Here is a 15,815-nt window from a genome sequence, read left to right as displayed (position 1 = left end):
CTCGCTACGGTTCTGTCAGGCGTTCTTGATTTCATGATTTTCTCTTATTTCTGTCGTTACAGAAATGTAAGACAGAAGAGAAACCCAGTCAAGCACGATTCATCAGGACTGTGTCGGCGGCTGGCCCATGGCGCGCAGGAAGGCTTGCTGCGAGGCGTGCAGCTGGCCGTAGCCCAGTTCGCGGTAGACGAGGCCGTGGCGCGGCGCCAGTTCGGCCAGGATGCGCGCCAGCGCCGGGTAGTGGCGGTGGCTCCAGGTAGGGAACAAATGGTGCGTCAGGTGCAGATTCAGGCCGCCGAGCCAGTAGCCGAGCCAGCGCAGCGCGCGCGGTTTCGGCGTCCAGTCGCAGGCCGTGTAAAACGTGTGCTGGTACCAGTCGTGCGGCAAGGTGCCGTCCTGGCCCGGCTGGAAAAATTCCACTTCGGCCCAGTGCGTGCCGAGAATCAGCGCCACCAGCGCGCACGAGGCGAGCATCTGGCCCAGGAAATACGCGCCCAGCACCACGCCCCAGCCGATGCCGTGCTGCTGCAGCACCCACATGGGCAGCGCCAGCACCAGCGCCACGTGGCCCACCTTCCAGCCCAGGAACGACAGCCAGCCGCGCCAGCCCTGCAGGCGGCTGTGCGCGGCCACGGGCGTCTTGCCGAAGCGGTCCAGCCAGTCGCCATACCAGTTCAGGTAAGGCAGCGACAGGGCCGCCACCACGGGCCAGTACAGGTATTGATAGCGGTACTGGGGCGACCAGCGTTGAAACGGCGTCTGGCGCAGGAAAGGGTTCGGTTCCGTGTCGAGGTCATAGCCTTCCACGTTGGCATACGTGTGATGAAAGTGCACATGGCGGATGGTCCAGAAATCCGTGTCCACGCCCACGGGCAAGCCCACCAGGCGGATCAGGATGCGATTCAGGCGTCCCTGGCGGAAGACGGCGCTGTGGGCCGCGTCGTGCAGGGTATTCATGGCCAGCGTCATGGCCGCCACCAGGCAGGCGACATAGGCAGCGACAAACGGCCAGGTGCTGCCGGCGCTCAAGGCCAGCGCATACAGCCCCGCCGTCAGGGCGGCCAGGAAGACGGTTTTCGCATGCAGGCGCGCATCGCCAAAGCGGTGTTTTCCCTCGGCCGCCAGGTAGGCATCGGCGCGCGCGCGCAGTTCGCGGCGGAAGGCGGAATCGCGGGCGGGCTGAAAGCGCAGCGGGGGAAGCTGGCTCACGCGCGCGTCCCCGCCGCGGCCGGCCACCACAGGCGGCGCGCGCCATCGAAGCCATGCGCCAGCAGCGCGGCCAAAAACACCATGCCCCACGCGTCGCGCGCGCCATACCAGCCGAGGAACAGCACGGGCATGGCGAAGGCGATGAGCACCCAGGCGATGGCGCCCCAGCGGCGCGCGTCCGACAGGCCGCCCAGCGCCAGCGTGCCGCCAAAGATCAGCGCGAACAGGATGGCCTGCTGCGCGCCGGCCAGCACCGCTTCGTGGTTGACGTAATAGATCACCAGGCCAAACAGGATCACGCCGCCGATGCCGATGAACAGCTCGGGCACCTCGAAAGTGCCGCGCGACTGCCAGTGGGGAAAGCGCGCGCGCAGCCACTTGAACAGTTTGCCGTTGCTGGCCAGCAGCGGATTGTGCGTGGGTGTCATGCCCTTCACGCCATAGCGCATTTCCACGCCCTCGAGTTCGGGCTGGAAGCTGCCGAACAGTTTGTCCCAGATCAACAGGGTGCCGCCGAAATTGCGGTTGATGTAGCGTTTATCGGTGCCATGGTGGACCCGGTGGTGCGAGGGCGTGACCATGAATTTGTCGAGGATGCCGGACTTGTTCACCAGCGCATTGTGATTGTAGAACTGCACCGTGTAATGCAGGGACGAGACGACGAGGAAGATTTCCAGCGGCACGCCCAGCACGGCCAGGATGGCGATGAAGGGGAAATTCGTCAGCGACGAATACCAGGAATTGCGCACGCCCAGCGACAGGTTGAAATGTTCGCCCTGGTGGTGCACCACGTGCACGGCCCACAGCAGCGGAATTTTATGGTGCAGGCGGTGCATCCAGTAAAAGCACAAATCCCAGGCAAAAAAAGCGAACGCCCATTGCGCGGCCACGGGCCACTGATCGACGAGGTGCAGGTTCACATGGCGCAGCAGCAGGGCGAACGCCGCCACTTCCACGCCGCGGAACACCCACATCAGGATATGGCCGGAATTGAGGTTGAAGACGACGTCTTTCCACGGCACGGGCGTCTGGCGCACCCATTTGAGGATCAGCAGTTCGGCCAGCACGAAGGCCAGCATGACAAGGAAAGAAAGGGCAAAGGGATTCATCATGATGCGGCTTTTATGGAAACGGTGCGGCGGGCTGCCCAGAATACCTGCATTTTCGCCAACATGCCGCCCGCCACGCCCACGGCCAGGCCGGCGGCCAGGTCGATGCTCACGTGCCGGCGCAGGGCGATGATGGCGTAGCAGATGGCCACGCCCAGCAGCATGGCCAGCGCGGAGCGCAGCAGGTGGCGCTTGTCGCATAAAGCCCACACGCACAGCAATGTCAGGGCGCCATGCAGCGAGGGCAGGCAATTTTGCGCGGAGTCCGCCGCCTGCAGCAGGCGCAGCGCCTGCGTGCTCCAGGCATGACCATCACCCACGGGCGGATACGCGAGCGTGCTCGGATACAGCAGGAACACCACGCCGCAGGCCAGCGCGGAAAGCGCCATCGCGCGCGCCAGCCAGCGCACGCGCGCCGCGTCGGCCGCCAGGTAGGCGTAGGGAATCAGGAGAAAGAAGGACAGGTACAGCCAGATGGCGGCATCCGTGTAGGGTATCGCGCGGTCCAGCGCTGTTTCCGGCAGGAGTACCCCCTGCCCTTGCAGCACATCGCTGGAAAAATACACGAGGCCGACGCTGCCCCAGCCGGCCAGCAAATGCAGCAGGCGGGAAGTCAAAGTCATGGAAGAGTGATTCATGCGCTGGCAAGGCGCCGGATGCGGCGCCGTTTCATGGTGGGGTCAAAGGGAGGCAGTTCGCCGCTCGTCGTCCAGGCCAGGCTGTCGACGGCCACGCCCAGGCCGCGCAGCACCGCGTCAAGATGGGCGCGCAGGGCGGCCAGGCCCGCGTCGTCCAGGGCCGCATGCAGCTGCAGGGCGTTGTCGCCCGACTGCAGCAGGCGGTAGTCGGCGTCCGCCGGCAAGGCTTGCGCGAACGCCCGCGTCAGGACGTCGGCAAACACGGCGACGGGGGCGCCGCCGCATGCAGAGGGAAGCAGCAGCATGTCGTCGCAGCGTCCTTCGATGCCGTCGATGGCGCGCGTGGCGCGGCCGCACGGGCATGGCGTGGCGCGCGCAATCAGGATATCGTCGAGGCGGTAGCGCACGATGGGCTGCGTCATGCGCGTAAAATCGGTAATCACGGGCACGAAGCGCCTTTGTTCCGCATCAAGCCACTGCGGCTCGATGTGCACGTATTCCTCGTTCAGGTGCAGCACGCCGTGCTCGCAGCTGCTGGCAAGAAAACCCTCGGTGGCCTGGTAGATCTCGTGCACGGTGCCAAACGCCTGCGCGATCAGGGCGCGGTCCTGCGCTTCCAGCACTTCGGCCACGGAGATGACTTTTTTCGGCGCCAGCGCCAGGCTGCCATCGATGACACGCAAGGCCAGCTGGCGCAGCACCTGGGCCGGCGCGACGATCACAGTTGCCTGATATTGCGCAAGCTGCGCGCACAGGCTGTCGAACGGTTCGAACAGATCGTAGAAGGCAAACGTCAGCCATGGCGAGCGCACGGCCGTGTACAGATTGCTGTTCGCGCGCAGGAACAGCGCCACCTTTTCGCCGGAAAACAGGCCGTCGGGCAGCGCCTTGGCCAGCATCACGCCCGCCCATTGGGCCTTTTCGCGGGAGCTGACGGTAAATACGGCGCGCCGCGACGAGGTGCCGGACGACAGGCCCACCGTGATGTCGCCCACGGCCGGCGTGAAGTCGCGGCTATGCTCGGCCGCCATGGCCGCCTCCATCGCCTGCGTCAACGTCACACCCTCGGTGTTCATGGCGTCGAAATGCTCGAGCATCAGCGCCTTGTTCATGGTGGGCCAGGCATCGAGCGGCAACGCCCGGTATGGCGCAAAGTAGCGGCTGCGCGCGCCCAGCACATCGGCGAAACGCGCCAGCTGCCGCTGCTGGTAACGTTCCAGCTGCGCGCGGTCAGCAAAATGCAGGCGGCGCGTGCGCCAGTACGACAATAACAGCCAGACAATACGCTTCACGGGCGGCCCGCCACAGGCAAATAATCGTTGGTATCTTCATGCGTGATGCGGATCTGCGCATTGCCCGACCGGTGCAGCTGGTGCAGCCGGTTCAGGGTGGCAAAGTACGGCGCGCGCTTGTGCTGGATGAGGAAGGACAATTCCGACGGTCCGCGCAGCTGCTGGAAGCTTTCCGGCACCCAGGCCGCGTCGGACGCCAGCAGGGTCCAGCCGCCGTCCTGCAGCACGAAGGCGCCCAGATGGCCGATGGCGTGGCCGGGCAGGCCGACGATGTAGATTTCGCCCGTGCCGCTGACGTCGCGCCCGTGCGTAAACGGCAGCAGGGCCGCCGGCAAGGCCGTCTCGGGCACGCTTTCGACGAAATCGAGACGATCCGCGATGTCCGGCGGCAGCAGCTCGGGCACGAAGGCCTGGCGCACGGCGGCCACGCCGGACAGGCCCCGCACGGCGTCCCAGCCCGTTCTGGAGGCCATCAGCCGCGCGCCGGGAAAGTCGCGCAGGCCGGCGATATGGTCGGCGTGGAAGTGCGACAGCAGCAGGGTGTGGATGTCGCCGGGCGATACGCCATGCGCGCGCAGCTGGCCGTGCAGCGATTCATTCTCGTCAAACGATATCGGCGTAACCCACGCGTACATGCGGTACACCCCTTTCGACGTGGCGGCGCGGAAGTGTTCGGCGTAACCGGTGTCCCACAGGTACAGGCCCGCGCGCGTTTCGATCAGATAGGCGCGCGAGGGGAAGCAGCGGCTGGCCAGCCCGCTGCCTTTCAGGACCATGCAGGACGGATGGGTGCAGTGGCCGACGCGAAACGCGGTGATGCTAGCCATTGCGCTCCTTGCCCACCTTGTGCGCCGCCGCTTCCTGGCGCATCCACTGCGCCGTGCGGGCGATGCCGTCCTGCAGGCTGACGACGGGACGGTAACCGAGCACCTTGCGCGCCTTGGCGCTGTCGAGCGTCATGTCGAAACTGAGCGCGCCGATGCTGTAGGGCGTCAGCGCCGGTTCGCGGCGCGTAAAACGCGAGGCGAACTGCATCAGGCGAGCCGCCAGCGCCAGCACGCGGTACGGCATGCTGACGATTTCGAACGGCTGCTGCAGGTGCTCGCAAAACAAGGTGCGCAGGATGTCGCACAGGCGCGCCGGCTCGCCGTTCGTGATGTTGAAGGCGGCGCCCGACTGCACGGTCTTGTGCACGGTGGCCAGCCACATCGCATGCACGACGTTGTCGACATAGGTGACGTCAATGGTGGCCGCGCCGCCGTTAGGCAGCGGCAGCTTGCCGCCGCGCTCCTGCAGCACGCGCGCCAGGCGCGGGATCAGCACCTGGTCGTGCGGGCCGAAGATGGCGCGCGGGCGCAGGATCACGCAGGTCATGCCGCTGTGGCGCTCGACCGACTCCTGCACCAGCTTTTCCGCCATCGCCTTGGAACGCGCATAGGCGTTGACGAAGGCGTCGGGACGGAAGGTTTCCGGCACGTCGTAGCGGTGGTGGTAATCGAAATAGATGGCCGGGGTGGAAATGTGCACGAAGCGCTCCACGTGCTGGCTGGCGGCCGCGCGCAGCAGCTGGCCCGTGGCCGTGACATTGGCGGCGATGAAGTCGCGCTCCGGGCCCCACGGCGAGGACAGCGCGGCGCAGTGCCAGACGGTGTCCATGCCGCGCACCAGCTCATCGACCTGGCGCGGCGTCGCTTGCGCCAGATCAAGCGCCACGAACTGCGCGCCCATGCGTTCCAGTTCGCGGCCCACGGCGGCATTGCGGCCGGTGGCGCGCACTTCCACGCCCTGCGCCAGCAAGGTGCGCACGGCATTGCGCCCCAGCCCGCCCGTCGCCCCCGTGACCAGTATCCGCCTCATCACTTCACCCTCATAAATCGACGATCATGCCGCCGATGGTCAGGCCCGCAGCCGTCCCCATCATCAGCAAACGCTGGCCGGCCACGGCGCGCCCCGTCATTACCGCCTCGTGCAGGGCCGTGGGCAGGGACGCGGCCACCTGGTTGCCATGGTTTTCAAAGATCTTGATGATTTTAGCATCGGGAACGTCGAGAATGCGCGCCGCATGCGCGAGACCCAGCGGGCTGGCCTGGTGCGGCACGACCACGTCGACCTTTTCCAGCCCCGCGCCCGATTCCTGCATTAATTCCTCAAGGAAATCCGGCATCACCTTGAGAGCCAGGCGGAATACGGCCTTGCCATCCATGCGGAACAGATAGTCGCCCGGCTCGCAGCCGTTGCGCGGGTTGCGCTCGGTGCCGCCGCCGCGGATTTCGCAGTAGCGGCGCCCTTCCGGATACGTGCCCATCTTGTAGGCGCGGATGCCGGCGCTGCCATCGCCCCGCTCGACGATGACGGCGGCGGCGCCGTCGCCGAAGATCATCGACGCTTCCGGCTCGCTCCAGTCGACCCCGCGCGAGGCGAGATCGGACGAGACGATGGCGATGCGCCGGTAGGCGCCGCCCGCCAGCATCGACGCGGCCACGCGGAACGCGGCCATGAAGCTGAGACAGCTGGCGTTGACGTCGAAACTTTGCGTGCCTGGCGGCAAGCCGGCATGTTCGGCAACGAAGCAGGCCGTGTTTGGCAAGGCTTGCTCGGGCACGCCGCAGGCGCAGATCAGGAGGTCGATATCGGCCGGGCGCAGGCTGGCGTTCTTCAGCGCGTCGCGCAGGGCGGCGGCGCCCAGCTGGCTTTGCGACTCGTCGGGTGCGGCGACAAAGCGCGACAGCACGCCGCTCTTGCGCTGGGTATAGCCGGGCGGGTGGCCCAGTTTCAGGTCCAGGCTGGCGGACGTCACGCTATGCGAGGGCACGGCTTTGCCCGTCGCGATCAGGCGAACTGGAATCATGTTGGCCTTTATATAGGTTAAATGTAAAAAATGCGGTTAATGGGACACGCTCAATCGAGTGCCAGCGGCGGCAGCCTGACGCCGCAGTTCTTACAGAAATTGGCGTCGTCATCGAGCCCTTCCTTCAGGCACGTAGGGCAGGTTCGCGTGGTAACGAGCTTGGAACTGCGTTGTACCGTCATTTCGGCGCTGATAATGCCGGTAGGCACTGCCAGGATGCCCCAGCCCAGCAACATCATCATCGAGGCGATCGTGCGCCCGAAATCGGTCTTTGGCGTGATATCGCCAAAGCCCACCGTCGTCATGGTGCTGATGGCCCAGTATATCGACGTGGGAATGCTGCTGAAGCCGTTCTCCGGTCCTTCCACGACATACATCACAGTACCAAGCAGAAAGACCACCATCATGACGAAAGACAAGAAAATGAGAATCTTGCGCCGGCTGGCCAGCAAAGCGCGTCCCAGCACCGTGTATTCATGCACGTAGGAGGTCAGCTTGAGGATACGGAACATGCGCAGCAGGCGCAGGATGCGCACATCGATCAGCACGTGCGCGCCCGGCAACAGCAAGCCGATGTAGGTCGGCACGATGGCCAGCAAGTCGATAATGCCGAAAAAACTCTTGGCGTAGCGCACCGGGTGCTGCAGGCACGACAGGCGGGCGAAATATTCGATGGTAAACAGGATGGTGAAAAACCATTCGAGCGCCGTCAGCCAGGCGCCGTAGCGCTCGGCCACCGAGGCGACGCTGCTGAGCACGACCACGGTGACGCTGATCAGGATGGCGGCGATCAGCGCCAGGTCGAAGGCGCGGCCCGTGCGCGTCTCCGCCTCGAAGATGACGGTGTACATCTTTTCGCGCCAGCCCCGCTCGGGCTTGCCATATTTCTGTTGCGTTTCCTGCGCGGCAATCTGTTGCGGCGTCAACGGGGCCGCCCCGCTCTTCGTCGCGGCCTTCATGTGGGTAGTGTGCTCATATACTATTATTGTATAGATAATTGACAAAGCACGGCGACACGCACGATTGCGCTACAGTTTGCATTACGACAGCTTCTTCGCCAGCAAGACGGCATTACGCCGGTCGCGCTCGGCCTGCACGATGTCGCTCGTGCGCGCTTCCGACAGGCCCACCTCGTGCAGCACGGTGGCCGTCAGCTGCAGCGCCGATTCCAGCGCCTCGGGCACGACCAGGGTGGCGCCCGCCTGTATCAGGGCCACCGCGTGCGCCTCGTCGCGGGCGCGCGCATACACGGGCAGCAGCGGATACTCGCGGCGGATCGATTTGACGGCATGCAGGACGGACGCCGCGTGGTCCATGGTCAGCACGACGGCCGCGGCCCGGTCCGCATTGACCTTTTGCAACAGTTCCGCGCGCGACGCGTCGCCGAAATACACGGGAAAGCCGCGCGGATGCAGGGTCGTCACCAGGCGCGCATCATTCTCGATCGCCACATAGGCGATATCCTGTTCCGTCAGCACCTTGGCCAGCAACTGCCCCACGCGGCCGAAACCGGCGATGATGACGGTGCTGCCCTGCGGCGGCGGTGCGCCGTGCGCCAGGTCGGCCAGCTGATGGTGGTGGCGTTTTTCCCACCAGTTGCCGAAGGCGCGCGCCGCTTTCGCCAGCGCCGGCGTGGCGAACAGGCTCAGGCCCACCACCAGCATGACGAACTGCGCCACCTGCGGGCCGATCAGTTTTGTGCCCAGCGCATACGCGACGACGATGAAGGCAAATTCGCCGCCCTGCCCCAGCAGCACGCCCGTTTCCACGGCGCGCCCCCAGTGAAAGCCGCCGATGCGGAAAATTACGCTGATGACGAGGGTTTTCAGCGCAAACAGGCTCAGCACGGCCAGCGGAATCAGCACGGGCGACTTGAGGATTTCGCGCACGTCGATCTGCATGCCCACCGACATGAAGAACAAACCCATCAGCAAACCCTTGAAGGGCTCGATCGTCACTTCCACTTCGTGGCGAAATTCCGTCTCCGCCAGCAGCAAGCCCGCCAGCAGGGCCCCCAGCGCCATCGACAGGCCGGCCAGGTAGGTCAATCCCGCGATGCCCAGGGTGCTGAGCAAGGTCAAGGCCATGAACACGTCGGGCTGGCGTTTCTTGACGAAAAACTGGAACAGCGGACGGATCACGCGGCGTCCGAGCAGGTAGATCAGCAGGATGGCGCCCGCCGATTTCACGGCCGCAAAACTGAGCAGATACGCCAGGTCGTCGCTGCGCCCGCTGGCAAACACATCGATCAGGATGAACAGCGGCACCACCATCAGATCCTGGAACATCAGAATGGAAAAGCCCGCCTGGCCGGCCGGGGTCTGCAGCGAGCGCTGGTCCGTCAGCAGCTGCATCACCACGGCCGTGGACGACAGCGACAGCACCAGGCCCAGCACGATGGACGCTTCCAGCGACAGGCCGAAGTAATACGCGACGGCGCCGATCAGGCAGGCGCTGACGGCCACCTGCCCCACGCCCGCGCCAAACACCCAGCGCCGCAGCGCCCACAGGCGTTCCGTCGACAGTTCCAGGCCGATCATGAACATCAAAAACATCACGCCCAGTTCGGCCAGGCCGCTGACCTGCTCGGCGCGGACGAACGAGAAATACGTCAGCCACGTGAATTCGCCGGCCCACAGGCCGAAGCCGAACGGGCCGAACAAGGCGCCCACGGCCAGGAAGCCGAGCACCTGGTTGACCTTCAGGCGTTGCAATAACGGAATAAAAATCCCGGCCAGGGCGAGAAACAGCAGGGTTTCTCGCAGATACGGTAAGGCGTGCTGCTCTTCCAAGGGTATCCTAAATAATCGTCAAAGTATTAAAAATGGCAAGGATAGCATCTATGCCGAATTGGCAATTGTCGCATGCACGGCCACGGCGCAGTAAGTGTACATGCGATTTTTTTCCACAGGGCAACATGCTCCTTATCGTTCGCCCTGTTTCGGCACCGTCAGCATATCCGCGCGGGGGCGGTCCCAGCCCGGCACGTAGGCGGGACACGGGCGGCTGCGGAATTGCTGCAGTTCCACGGTCGTAAAGTTGGGCAACATGCCGGGGTTGAAACGCACGTCCGTCAGCTTGTCCGCATTCAATCGGGGCATGCGGGCAAAGCGGAACCAGGCGTCGACATAGCAATTCTCTTCCTGCAAGGCGCGCAAGGCGGCCAGGCTGCCCGCCGCCTGGGCCGACACGGCGATGCCGGGCGCCAGTTGCCGGCCTTGCTTGCTGGTTTCCGCCAGGCCGGCCGGGCAGGCGGCGGGCGCCAGCGCCCCGGGCAGCAGGCTCAGGGTCCCGCGCCGCAGCGTATACACGTCCGTCTTGCTGTCGAGCGACACATAGATCCAGCACAATGGATTGCTGGGAAACGCCGTCATCGCCACGTCCCACACGCGCGTGCCGGGGTCCAGCCGCTGCACGGCCGCGTCGATGCGGCTGCGGCCGATGGCCGAAGCGACGCCCTGCGCGCCGATGAAGCTGGCGGCCAGCGCAAAGGCCAGCAGCAGCGGACGCCGCCCCCGCTCGCCGGCCCGCCCTTGCAGCACGGCCAGCACCACGCCCAGCCCCAGCAAGACAGCCAGCGCGGCGGGCGCCAGATAGGTCTTATAGGTGAAGAAACACAGGGCCGCCGCCAATCCCGCCAGCAGCACGCTTTTGACGATGCCATAGCGCAAGGACATGATCACGGGCACGCCCAGCAGCACCCAGAACATGGGCTCGACGATGAAGACCATGTCGCCATACAGCCAGCGGCTGTTGAACGGGTAAAACGGGTGCAAGCCATAGGAATTGAGGAAATCCATGCCCATGTGCAAGCAGAATCCCAGCAGCAGACAGGCCGCCAGGCCGATGCGGGCAGGCACGCTGCTTTTCAGCAGCCGGCGCGCGCCGGGCCACAGCAGCCACAACAGGGCCAGCAACAGCAGCGCCTGCGGCAAGGCCAGCAGCAATGTATGCGTGTGGCCACGGTGGTGCAGCATGTAGCCGAACGGGCGCGGCAGCAGTTTCGTGAGGACCAGGTCCAGGTCCGGCGCATTGCTGGCGAACCAGGCCGTAAACAGAAACAGCGCGCGCCGGGTGCGCTGGGCGGGGGGCTGCGGCTCGGGCGGCAGGCTGCGGTGTACCAGTTCGCCGACCCCGAGGCCGATGACCGAATGCGTAATATTATCCATCGGGCAATTTTACAGGATGCGGCCACCTCAAGAGCAAAGGCCGGGGTCCTACCCTCAGGGTACGCCCCCCGGATTCTGCCATTGGGTTTGTTCAATCACGCGGCTACAGCGCCTGTAAATCTTCCCCACGCATGCCCACCAGCAAGGCGCGGCCATCGGGCAGGACGCGGAATTCGCCGTAACGGGCCTTTTCCCAGCGCGCCGCCTCGCCCTCCTTGAAGAACCAGGCATCGCTGACCAGCACCCAGCGGCCATCCTTCGGCGTGAGCTCAAGCAGGAATTCGCCGGGCGCCAGCGCCTCTTTGGTGTACGGGCGCAGCAGTTCGGCCACGCCCCGTGCATCGCGCCTGGCCACGACGAGGGGCCGGCCCGGCGCCCGCTCCACGCTGGCCAATGTGCTCAGGACACCCAGGTTGACGAAATTGAGGCGCATGTAATCGCCCTGCATCAGCGAACGGGGGTCGACGGGCTCCAGCGCCACGAAGATGGCCTCGCCCTTGGCGATCAGCTGCTCTTTCTGCCAGATGCCGCCATTGGCGACGAGCAACACCAGCAGCAAGCCGCCCAGCACGCCCAGGCGCAAGAAGCGGCGTTCGACCGCCACGCCGGCCGGCGTGCTTTCCACCAGGTGCAGCACGGCGCCGCGCGTGGCCAGCCACGACAGCGCGCACAGCAGCGCGCCGGCCACGGCCAGCAGCGCCGCCTTGCTGGCCAGCGGCCAGGCCAGCTGGTAATAAAAGCTGCCGATGACCCACGCCGCCGCCAGCGCGGCCGCCACGGACACGCGCGTGCGCCCGCTCGTCAAACAATACCCGAGGATCAGCAGCACGGGGCCCAGCGCCGGCATGAACCAGGACAGCACGATCAGCACCAGGCCCACGCCGATGGCGGGCAGCTGGCGCAGCGCCGGCCAGCGCCAGCCCGTCCAGGCGGCCGCCGCCGTGGCCAGCACGAGCGACACGCCGTTCAAGGCTTGCGCATACCAGGCGCCGGCCTGGTGCCGGGCCACTTCGCGCGCCACTTCGCCCGTGAAGCCGCCGCCCAAGGCAGCGCCCAGCATGAAGGTCATGCCGGACCAGAAGACCAGTCCCAGCAAGATGGCCAATACCCACCCCGTCGACAGCGACTCCAGGAAGGCGGCGACGGGCGCGCCGCGGCCGTCGTTGAACGCCTGCTTTTGCAGCCAGTGGACGGCCAGCCAGCATGCGAGGGCCAGCATCCAGGCCAGGTACAGCTGCGTGGGGTCGTTCGCGAAAATCCAGTCGCGCCCGCTGTCGACGATGCCCAGCGCCAGCAAGCCGCAGGCGACCACGCCCAGCAGTACGCGCAGCCAGTCGCGCGGCAAGGCGGCGGCCACCAGCAGGCAGGCCGCACACAGCAGCAATGAAGCCATCTGTGCCGAATAATCGCGGAACAGCGCATAGCCGAGCAAAGCGCCGCCCACCAGCAGGCAGGGCACGGCCAGCTGCTCGACGAACAGCACCACGCCGCGCGCGCGGATCAGCAGCACGGCCGCCGCCAGCACGATGGCGGCCACGACATAGGCGCCGGGGCCGTGGCGCACGACGCTTTCCAGGCCCACGCCCAGCGCCACGACCAGGGGGATGGCGGCCAGCCAGGCGCCGAAGGCCGTCATCAGCACCAGCGGCCACGGCCGCACGTCCTGTCGCGGTCGGCTAGTACCAGCCGGCAACAGGCCGGCGCGCGTGGCGTCGCCGATCAGGGTGGCGAGCGCATCGGCCCGTTGACTGTTGATATTGCTCATGCCGCCTCCTGGCGCGCGCGCCACAAAATGCCTTGCACGGTCAGCGCCAGCAGCACGGCGGCGGCCAGGCCCAGCATGACCAGCTTGCCGACACCATCGCCACCGCCGCTAAGCAGGGCACGCGCCAGGCCGCCCACCAGCAGGGTGTTGACGCCCAGCGCCACGGCGCTCAGGCCGAACACATCAAAGAACTGACTTGTGGCCAGCATCGTCGCGGCGACAGCCAGCAAGGCCAGCCCCGCCCAATATGGCGAGCCGACCTCGCTGCCGAACAGGGCTGTGACGGCCGTGCCCGTGATGAGGATGGTGGCCAGGACCAGGCCCAGGCGCAAGGCCCAGACGCCCGCGCCCGTCCAGCGCGCCAGCAACGGCGACACGAACGCGCATGCGAGCAGCACGGCCAGCCAGCCGCCGACGAAAATGGTCAGGTCGGCCGAATCGATGCGCCAGCTGTGTTGCGCATGCGCCTGCATCCACAGGGCGGCGCCCGTCGCGAAGATCAGCATCCACGGCGTCCACAGCACGTCGCTGCGCGCGACCAGGCACAGCGGCAACGCCAGCACGGCCCACAGGGCGAACAATTGCCATGGATCGGCGCCCGTCTGGTAGGTCTGGCCGAAATACGCAAACAGGCCGCCGATGGCCAGCAGGGCCAGCAGCAGCAGGGGCACGCGCGCCTTGGGCACGGCAAACGCCCCGACGCAGGCGGCAGCCAGCACGCCTTGCAACAGGGCAAAACGCCCCATGCGGCCCAGCTCTTCCCAGTTGGCGGCCACCCAGAAAATCAGGCCCATGCCCAGCAAGGCGGCGCCCAGCACGGCCACGCCGCGCGGCAGCCAGTAGGCCAGGCGCGCCGGTTCGTGCTGGAAGCCGGCCACGTCCTGCAACTGCCGGGTTTGTTGGGCGTCGAGCGCATGCTCCGAGGCGAGCTGGTACACGGCGAGGCGTAGATCCATCGTCTGCTTTCTGTGTGAAGGGTGGGGAAATCAGGGGAGTCGGGTCAGCGTTCGACGCTGACGCCGCGCCAGAAGGCGACGTGGCCGGCAATTTGCCTGGCGGCGTCCTGGGGCTGGGGGTAATACCAGGCCGCGTTGGCGTTCGTCTGGCCATCGACGACAAGGTCGTAATAGCTGGCCGTGCCCTTCCAGGGGCAGATGCTGGTGTGGCTGCTAGGGCGCAGGTACGCCTGCGTCACTGCCGACAAAGGAAAATACACATTGTTTTCAACGACTTGCACCTGATCGTCGGCAGCGTGCGCGATGACGGCGCCATTCCATCTGGCTGTTGGCATTTGACTATCCTCCTTCTGCGCCGAGTGTAGCGCAAAAAGTCTGCCATGGCGCGCGCCATTGGCGCCCGGATCAGTCGCCGGCGATGATCTGGCGCAAGGCTTGTTCAAACACTTCGGGCGGCTGGCCGCCGGAAATCAGGTGGCGCTCGTTGATGATGACGGCGGGTACGGAATTGATGCCGTTCTGCTGGTAGAACTGCTCCTGCGCGCGCACCTCGTCCGCATAGGCGTTCGACGCCAACACCTCGGCCGCTTGCACGGTATCGAGGCCCGCGTCGCCCGCGACTTTCAGCAGCACCTCGTGCGAGGACGGATTCTGTCCCTGCGTGAAGTAGGCATCGAACAGCGCCATCTTGAGTGCCTTCTGGCGTCCTTGCAGCCCGGCCCAGTGCAGCAGACGGTGCGCATCGAAGGTGTTGTAGATACGGCTGCGCTTGTCCATGGCAAAGGTAAAGCCCAGCTGCTCGCCGCGCGCGCGGATCGCTTCGCGCGATTGCGCCATCTGTTCCGGGGTGGAACCGTATTTGCGGGCGATGTGTTCGCTCACATCCTCGCCCTCGGGCGGCATATTGGCGTTCAGCTCGAAGGGCTGGAAGTGGATCTCGGCCTGGACGGTGCCGTGCAGCTTGTCCAAGGCTTGCTCCAGCGATTTCAGGCCGATCACGCACCAGGGGCAGGAAACGTCGGACACGACATCGATACGGAGGGGAACGGGTGTGGCGGGAGTGGAACTCATGGTGGGCAGCCTTTGCGCGATCGGTGGCGGCCGCACCGCGCGGCGCCGCAAACACAGCATATGCGTGCGGGCCGCGGGAAATCAAGCGCTTACTTTTTCTTGACGGCGGCCTTGGCCGCATCCTTCTTGCCACCGATCTTGCTTTCTTTGCCAGAGAGCAAGTTCGCGATATTCTGGCTGTGGCGGTAGGCCAGCAGCACGCTCATGACGATGACGGCCAGCAAGATGGGATCGACGCCGAACAGCAAGCCGTAGTAAAACGGCGCGAACAGGGCCGCCACCAGGGCCGCCAGCGAGGAATAGCGGAAGGCGTAGGCGATGATCAGCCAGGTGGCCAGGGTCGCCAGGCCCAGCCAGGGATTGATCCCCAGCAACACGCCGAGGGCCGTGGCCACGCCCTTGCCGCCGACAAAGCGGAAGAACACGGGCCACAAATGGCCGAGGAAGACGGCGATGGCCACCAGGGCCACGGCCGTGTCGCCCACGCCCAGCGCGCCGGCAAAGTGGTCGGCCAGGAACACGGCCAGCCAGCCCTTGGCGCCATCGCCCAGCAGGGTCATGATGGCGGCGCCCTTGTTTCCGCTGCGCAGCACGTTGGTGGCGCCCGGATTCTTCGAGCCATAGGTGCGCGGATCGGCAATGCCGTAGACCTTGCTCATCACCACGGCAAACGATATCGAGCCGAGCAAGTAAGCGGCCACTGTCATTGCCACGGTTGTGATTACTGGATTCATTTCTTCCCTTTATTGTGTTTATTA

The 15,815-nt window shown here is 65.7% G+C and carries 15 protein-coding genes; all 15 read right to left on the bottom strand.

The features are described 5' to 3' along the window. Positions 1 to 102 precede the first annotated feature (102 nt). Entirely contained in the window at positions 103 to 1,209 is a 1,107-nt protein-coding gene (locus tag CBW50_RS01575; protein ID WP_253251892.1) for an acyl-CoA desaturase, read from the bottom strand. Continuing rightward, positions 1,206 to 2,321: a sterol desaturase family protein gene (locus tag CBW50_RS01570; protein WP_086143863.1), complete on the bottom strand. Its 1,116-nt coding sequence runs from the start codon at positions 2,319 to 2,321 to the stop codon at positions 1,206 to 1,208. The genes CBW50_RS01575 and CBW50_RS01570 overlap by 4 nt, the downstream gene beginning before the upstream one ends. After that, positions 2,318 to 2,941: a phosphatase PAP2 family protein gene (locus CBW50_RS01565; RefSeq protein ID WP_226935413.1), complete on the bottom strand. Its 624-nt coding sequence runs from the start codon at positions 2,939 to 2,941 to the stop codon at positions 2,318 to 2,320. The genes CBW50_RS01570 and CBW50_RS01565 overlap by 4 nt, the downstream gene beginning before the upstream one ends. 11 nt (positions 2,942 to 2,952) lie before the next feature. Continuing rightward, positions 2,953 to 4,248, bottom strand: a complete 1,296-nt coding sequence (locus CBW50_RS01560) for a F390 synthetase-related protein (protein WP_086143861.1) — start codon at positions 4,246 to 4,248, stop codon at positions 2,953 to 2,955. Further along, entirely contained in the window at positions 4,245 to 5,075 is an 831-nt protein-coding gene (locus tag CBW50_RS01555; protein WP_086143860.1) for an MBL fold metallo-hydrolase, read from the bottom strand. The genes CBW50_RS01560 and CBW50_RS01555 overlap by 4 nt, the downstream gene beginning before the upstream one ends. Continuing rightward, positions 5,068 to 6,105: an NAD(P)-dependent oxidoreductase gene (locus tag CBW50_RS01550; protein ID WP_086143859.1), complete on the bottom strand. Its 1,038-nt coding sequence runs from the start codon at positions 6,103 to 6,105 to the stop codon at positions 5,068 to 5,070. The genes CBW50_RS01555 and CBW50_RS01550 overlap by 8 nt, the downstream gene beginning before the upstream one ends. Before the next feature lie 10 nt (positions 6,106 to 6,115). Further along, entirely contained in the window at positions 6,116 to 7,096 is a 981-nt protein-coding gene (locus CBW50_RS01545; RefSeq protein ID WP_086143858.1) for a 3-oxoacyl-[acyl-carrier-protein] synthase III C-terminal domain-containing protein, read from the bottom strand. A 50-nt stretch (positions 7,097 to 7,146) separates the two neighbouring features. After that, a complete protein-coding gene (locus tag CBW50_RS01540) occupies positions 7,147 to 8,055 on the bottom strand; it encodes an ion transporter (protein ID WP_086143857.1) in 909 nt (302 codons plus the stop codon). Between the two features lie 81 nt (positions 8,056 to 8,136). Next, on the bottom strand, positions 8,137 to 9,888 hold the full coding sequence (locus CBW50_RS01535; protein WP_086143856.1) for a cation:proton antiporter: 1,752 nt from the start codon (positions 9,886 to 9,888) through the stop codon (positions 8,137 to 8,139). Between the two features lie 132 nt (positions 9,889 to 10,020). Then, the gene (locus CBW50_RS01530; RefSeq protein WP_086143855.1) at positions 10,021 to 11,265 is read right to left on the bottom strand and encodes a metal-dependent hydrolase; all 1,245 of its coding nucleotides are present in this window, start codon (positions 11,263 to 11,265) and stop codon (positions 10,021 to 10,023) included. A gap of 103 nt (positions 11,266 to 11,368) precedes the next feature. After that, positions 11,369 to 13,030, bottom strand: a complete 1,662-nt coding sequence (locus CBW50_RS01525; RefSeq protein ID WP_086143854.1) for a GDYXXLXY domain-containing protein — start codon at positions 13,028 to 13,030, stop codon at positions 11,369 to 11,371. Next, complete coding sequence (locus tag CBW50_RS01520) at positions 13,027 to 13,986, bottom strand: DUF2157 domain-containing protein (protein ID WP_086143853.1); 960 nt, start codon at positions 13,984 to 13,986, stop codon at positions 13,027 to 13,029. Before CBW50_RS01520 ends, CBW50_RS01525 begins: the two co-directional genes overlap by 4 nt. Before the next feature lie 44 nt (positions 13,987 to 14,030). Continuing rightward, a complete protein-coding gene (locus CBW50_RS01515) occupies positions 14,031 to 14,321 on the bottom strand; it encodes a DUF427 domain-containing protein (protein WP_086143852.1) in 291 nt (96 codons plus the stop codon). Positions 14,322 to 14,391: 70 nt separating this feature from the next. After that, positions 14,392 to 15,057 carry a DsbA family oxidoreductase gene (locus CBW50_RS01510; protein WP_086143992.1) on the bottom strand — a complete coding sequence of 222 codons (666 nt, stop codon included), beginning with the start codon at positions 15,055 to 15,057 and terminating at the stop codon, positions 14,392 to 14,394. Between the two features lie 89 nt (positions 15,058 to 15,146). Continuing rightward, entirely contained in the window at positions 15,147 to 15,791 is a 645-nt protein-coding gene (gene plsY, locus CBW50_RS01505) for a glycerol-3-phosphate 1-O-acyltransferase PlsY (RefSeq protein ID WP_226935415.1), read from the bottom strand. Positions 15,792 to 15,815: the final 24 nt, after the last annotated feature.

The sequence above is a fragment of the Janthinobacterium sp. GW458P genome (assembly GCF_002127585.1).
Lineage (GTDB): Bacteria > Pseudomonadota > Gammaproteobacteria > Burkholderiales > Burkholderiaceae_D > Janthinobacterium.
The sequence above is the reverse complement of the archived record's forward strand: the minus strand, read 5'-3'. Positions and strand labels throughout refer to the sequence as shown.

Excerpts from the sequence above, each read along its gene's own strand:
- CBW50_RS01515 (WP_086143852.1), bottom strand. The coding sequence starts at position 14,321 with ATGCCAACAGCCAGATGGAATGGCGCCGTCATCGCGCACGCTGCCGAC.
- plsY (WP_226935415.1), bottom strand. The coding sequence starts at position 15,791 with ATGAATCCAGTAATCACAACCGTGGCAATGACAGTGGCCGCTTACTTG.
- CBW50_RS01550 (WP_086143859.1), bottom strand. The coding sequence starts at position 6,105 with ATGAGGCGGATACTGGTCACGGGGGCGACGGGCGGGCTGGGGCGCAAT.
- CBW50_RS01520 (WP_086143853.1), bottom strand. The coding sequence starts at position 13,986 with ATGGATCTACGCCTCGCCGTGTACCAGCTCGCCTCGGAGCATGCGCTC.
- CBW50_RS01540 (WP_086143857.1), bottom strand. The coding sequence starts at position 8,055 with ATGAAGGCCGCGACGAAGAGCGGGGCGGCCCCGTTGACGCCGCAACAG.
- CBW50_RS01565 (WP_226935413.1), bottom strand. The coding sequence starts at position 2,941 with ATGACTTTGACTTCCCGCCTGCTGCATTTGCTGGCCGGCTGGGGCAGC.
- CBW50_RS01525 (WP_086143854.1), bottom strand. The coding sequence starts at position 13,030 with ATGAGCAATATCAACAGTCAACGGGCCGATGCGCTCGCCACCCTGATC.
- CBW50_RS01555 (WP_086143860.1), bottom strand. The coding sequence starts at position 5,075 with ATGGCTAGCATCACCGCGTTTCGCGTCGGCCACTGCACCCATCCGTCC.
- CBW50_RS01570 (WP_086143863.1), bottom strand. The coding sequence starts at position 2,321 with ATGATGAATCCCTTTGCCCTTTCTTTCCTTGTCATGCTGGCCTTCGTG.
- CBW50_RS01545 (WP_086143858.1), bottom strand. The coding sequence starts at position 7,096 with ATGATTCCAGTTCGCCTGATCGCGACGGGCAAAGCCGTGCCCTCGCAT.
- CBW50_RS01530 (WP_086143855.1), bottom strand. The coding sequence starts at position 11,265 with ATGGATAATATTACGCATTCGGTCATCGGCCTCGGGGTCGGCGAACTG.
- CBW50_RS01510 (WP_086143992.1), bottom strand. The coding sequence starts at position 15,057 with ATGAGTTCCACTCCCGCCACACCCGTTCCCCTCCGTATCGATGTCGTG.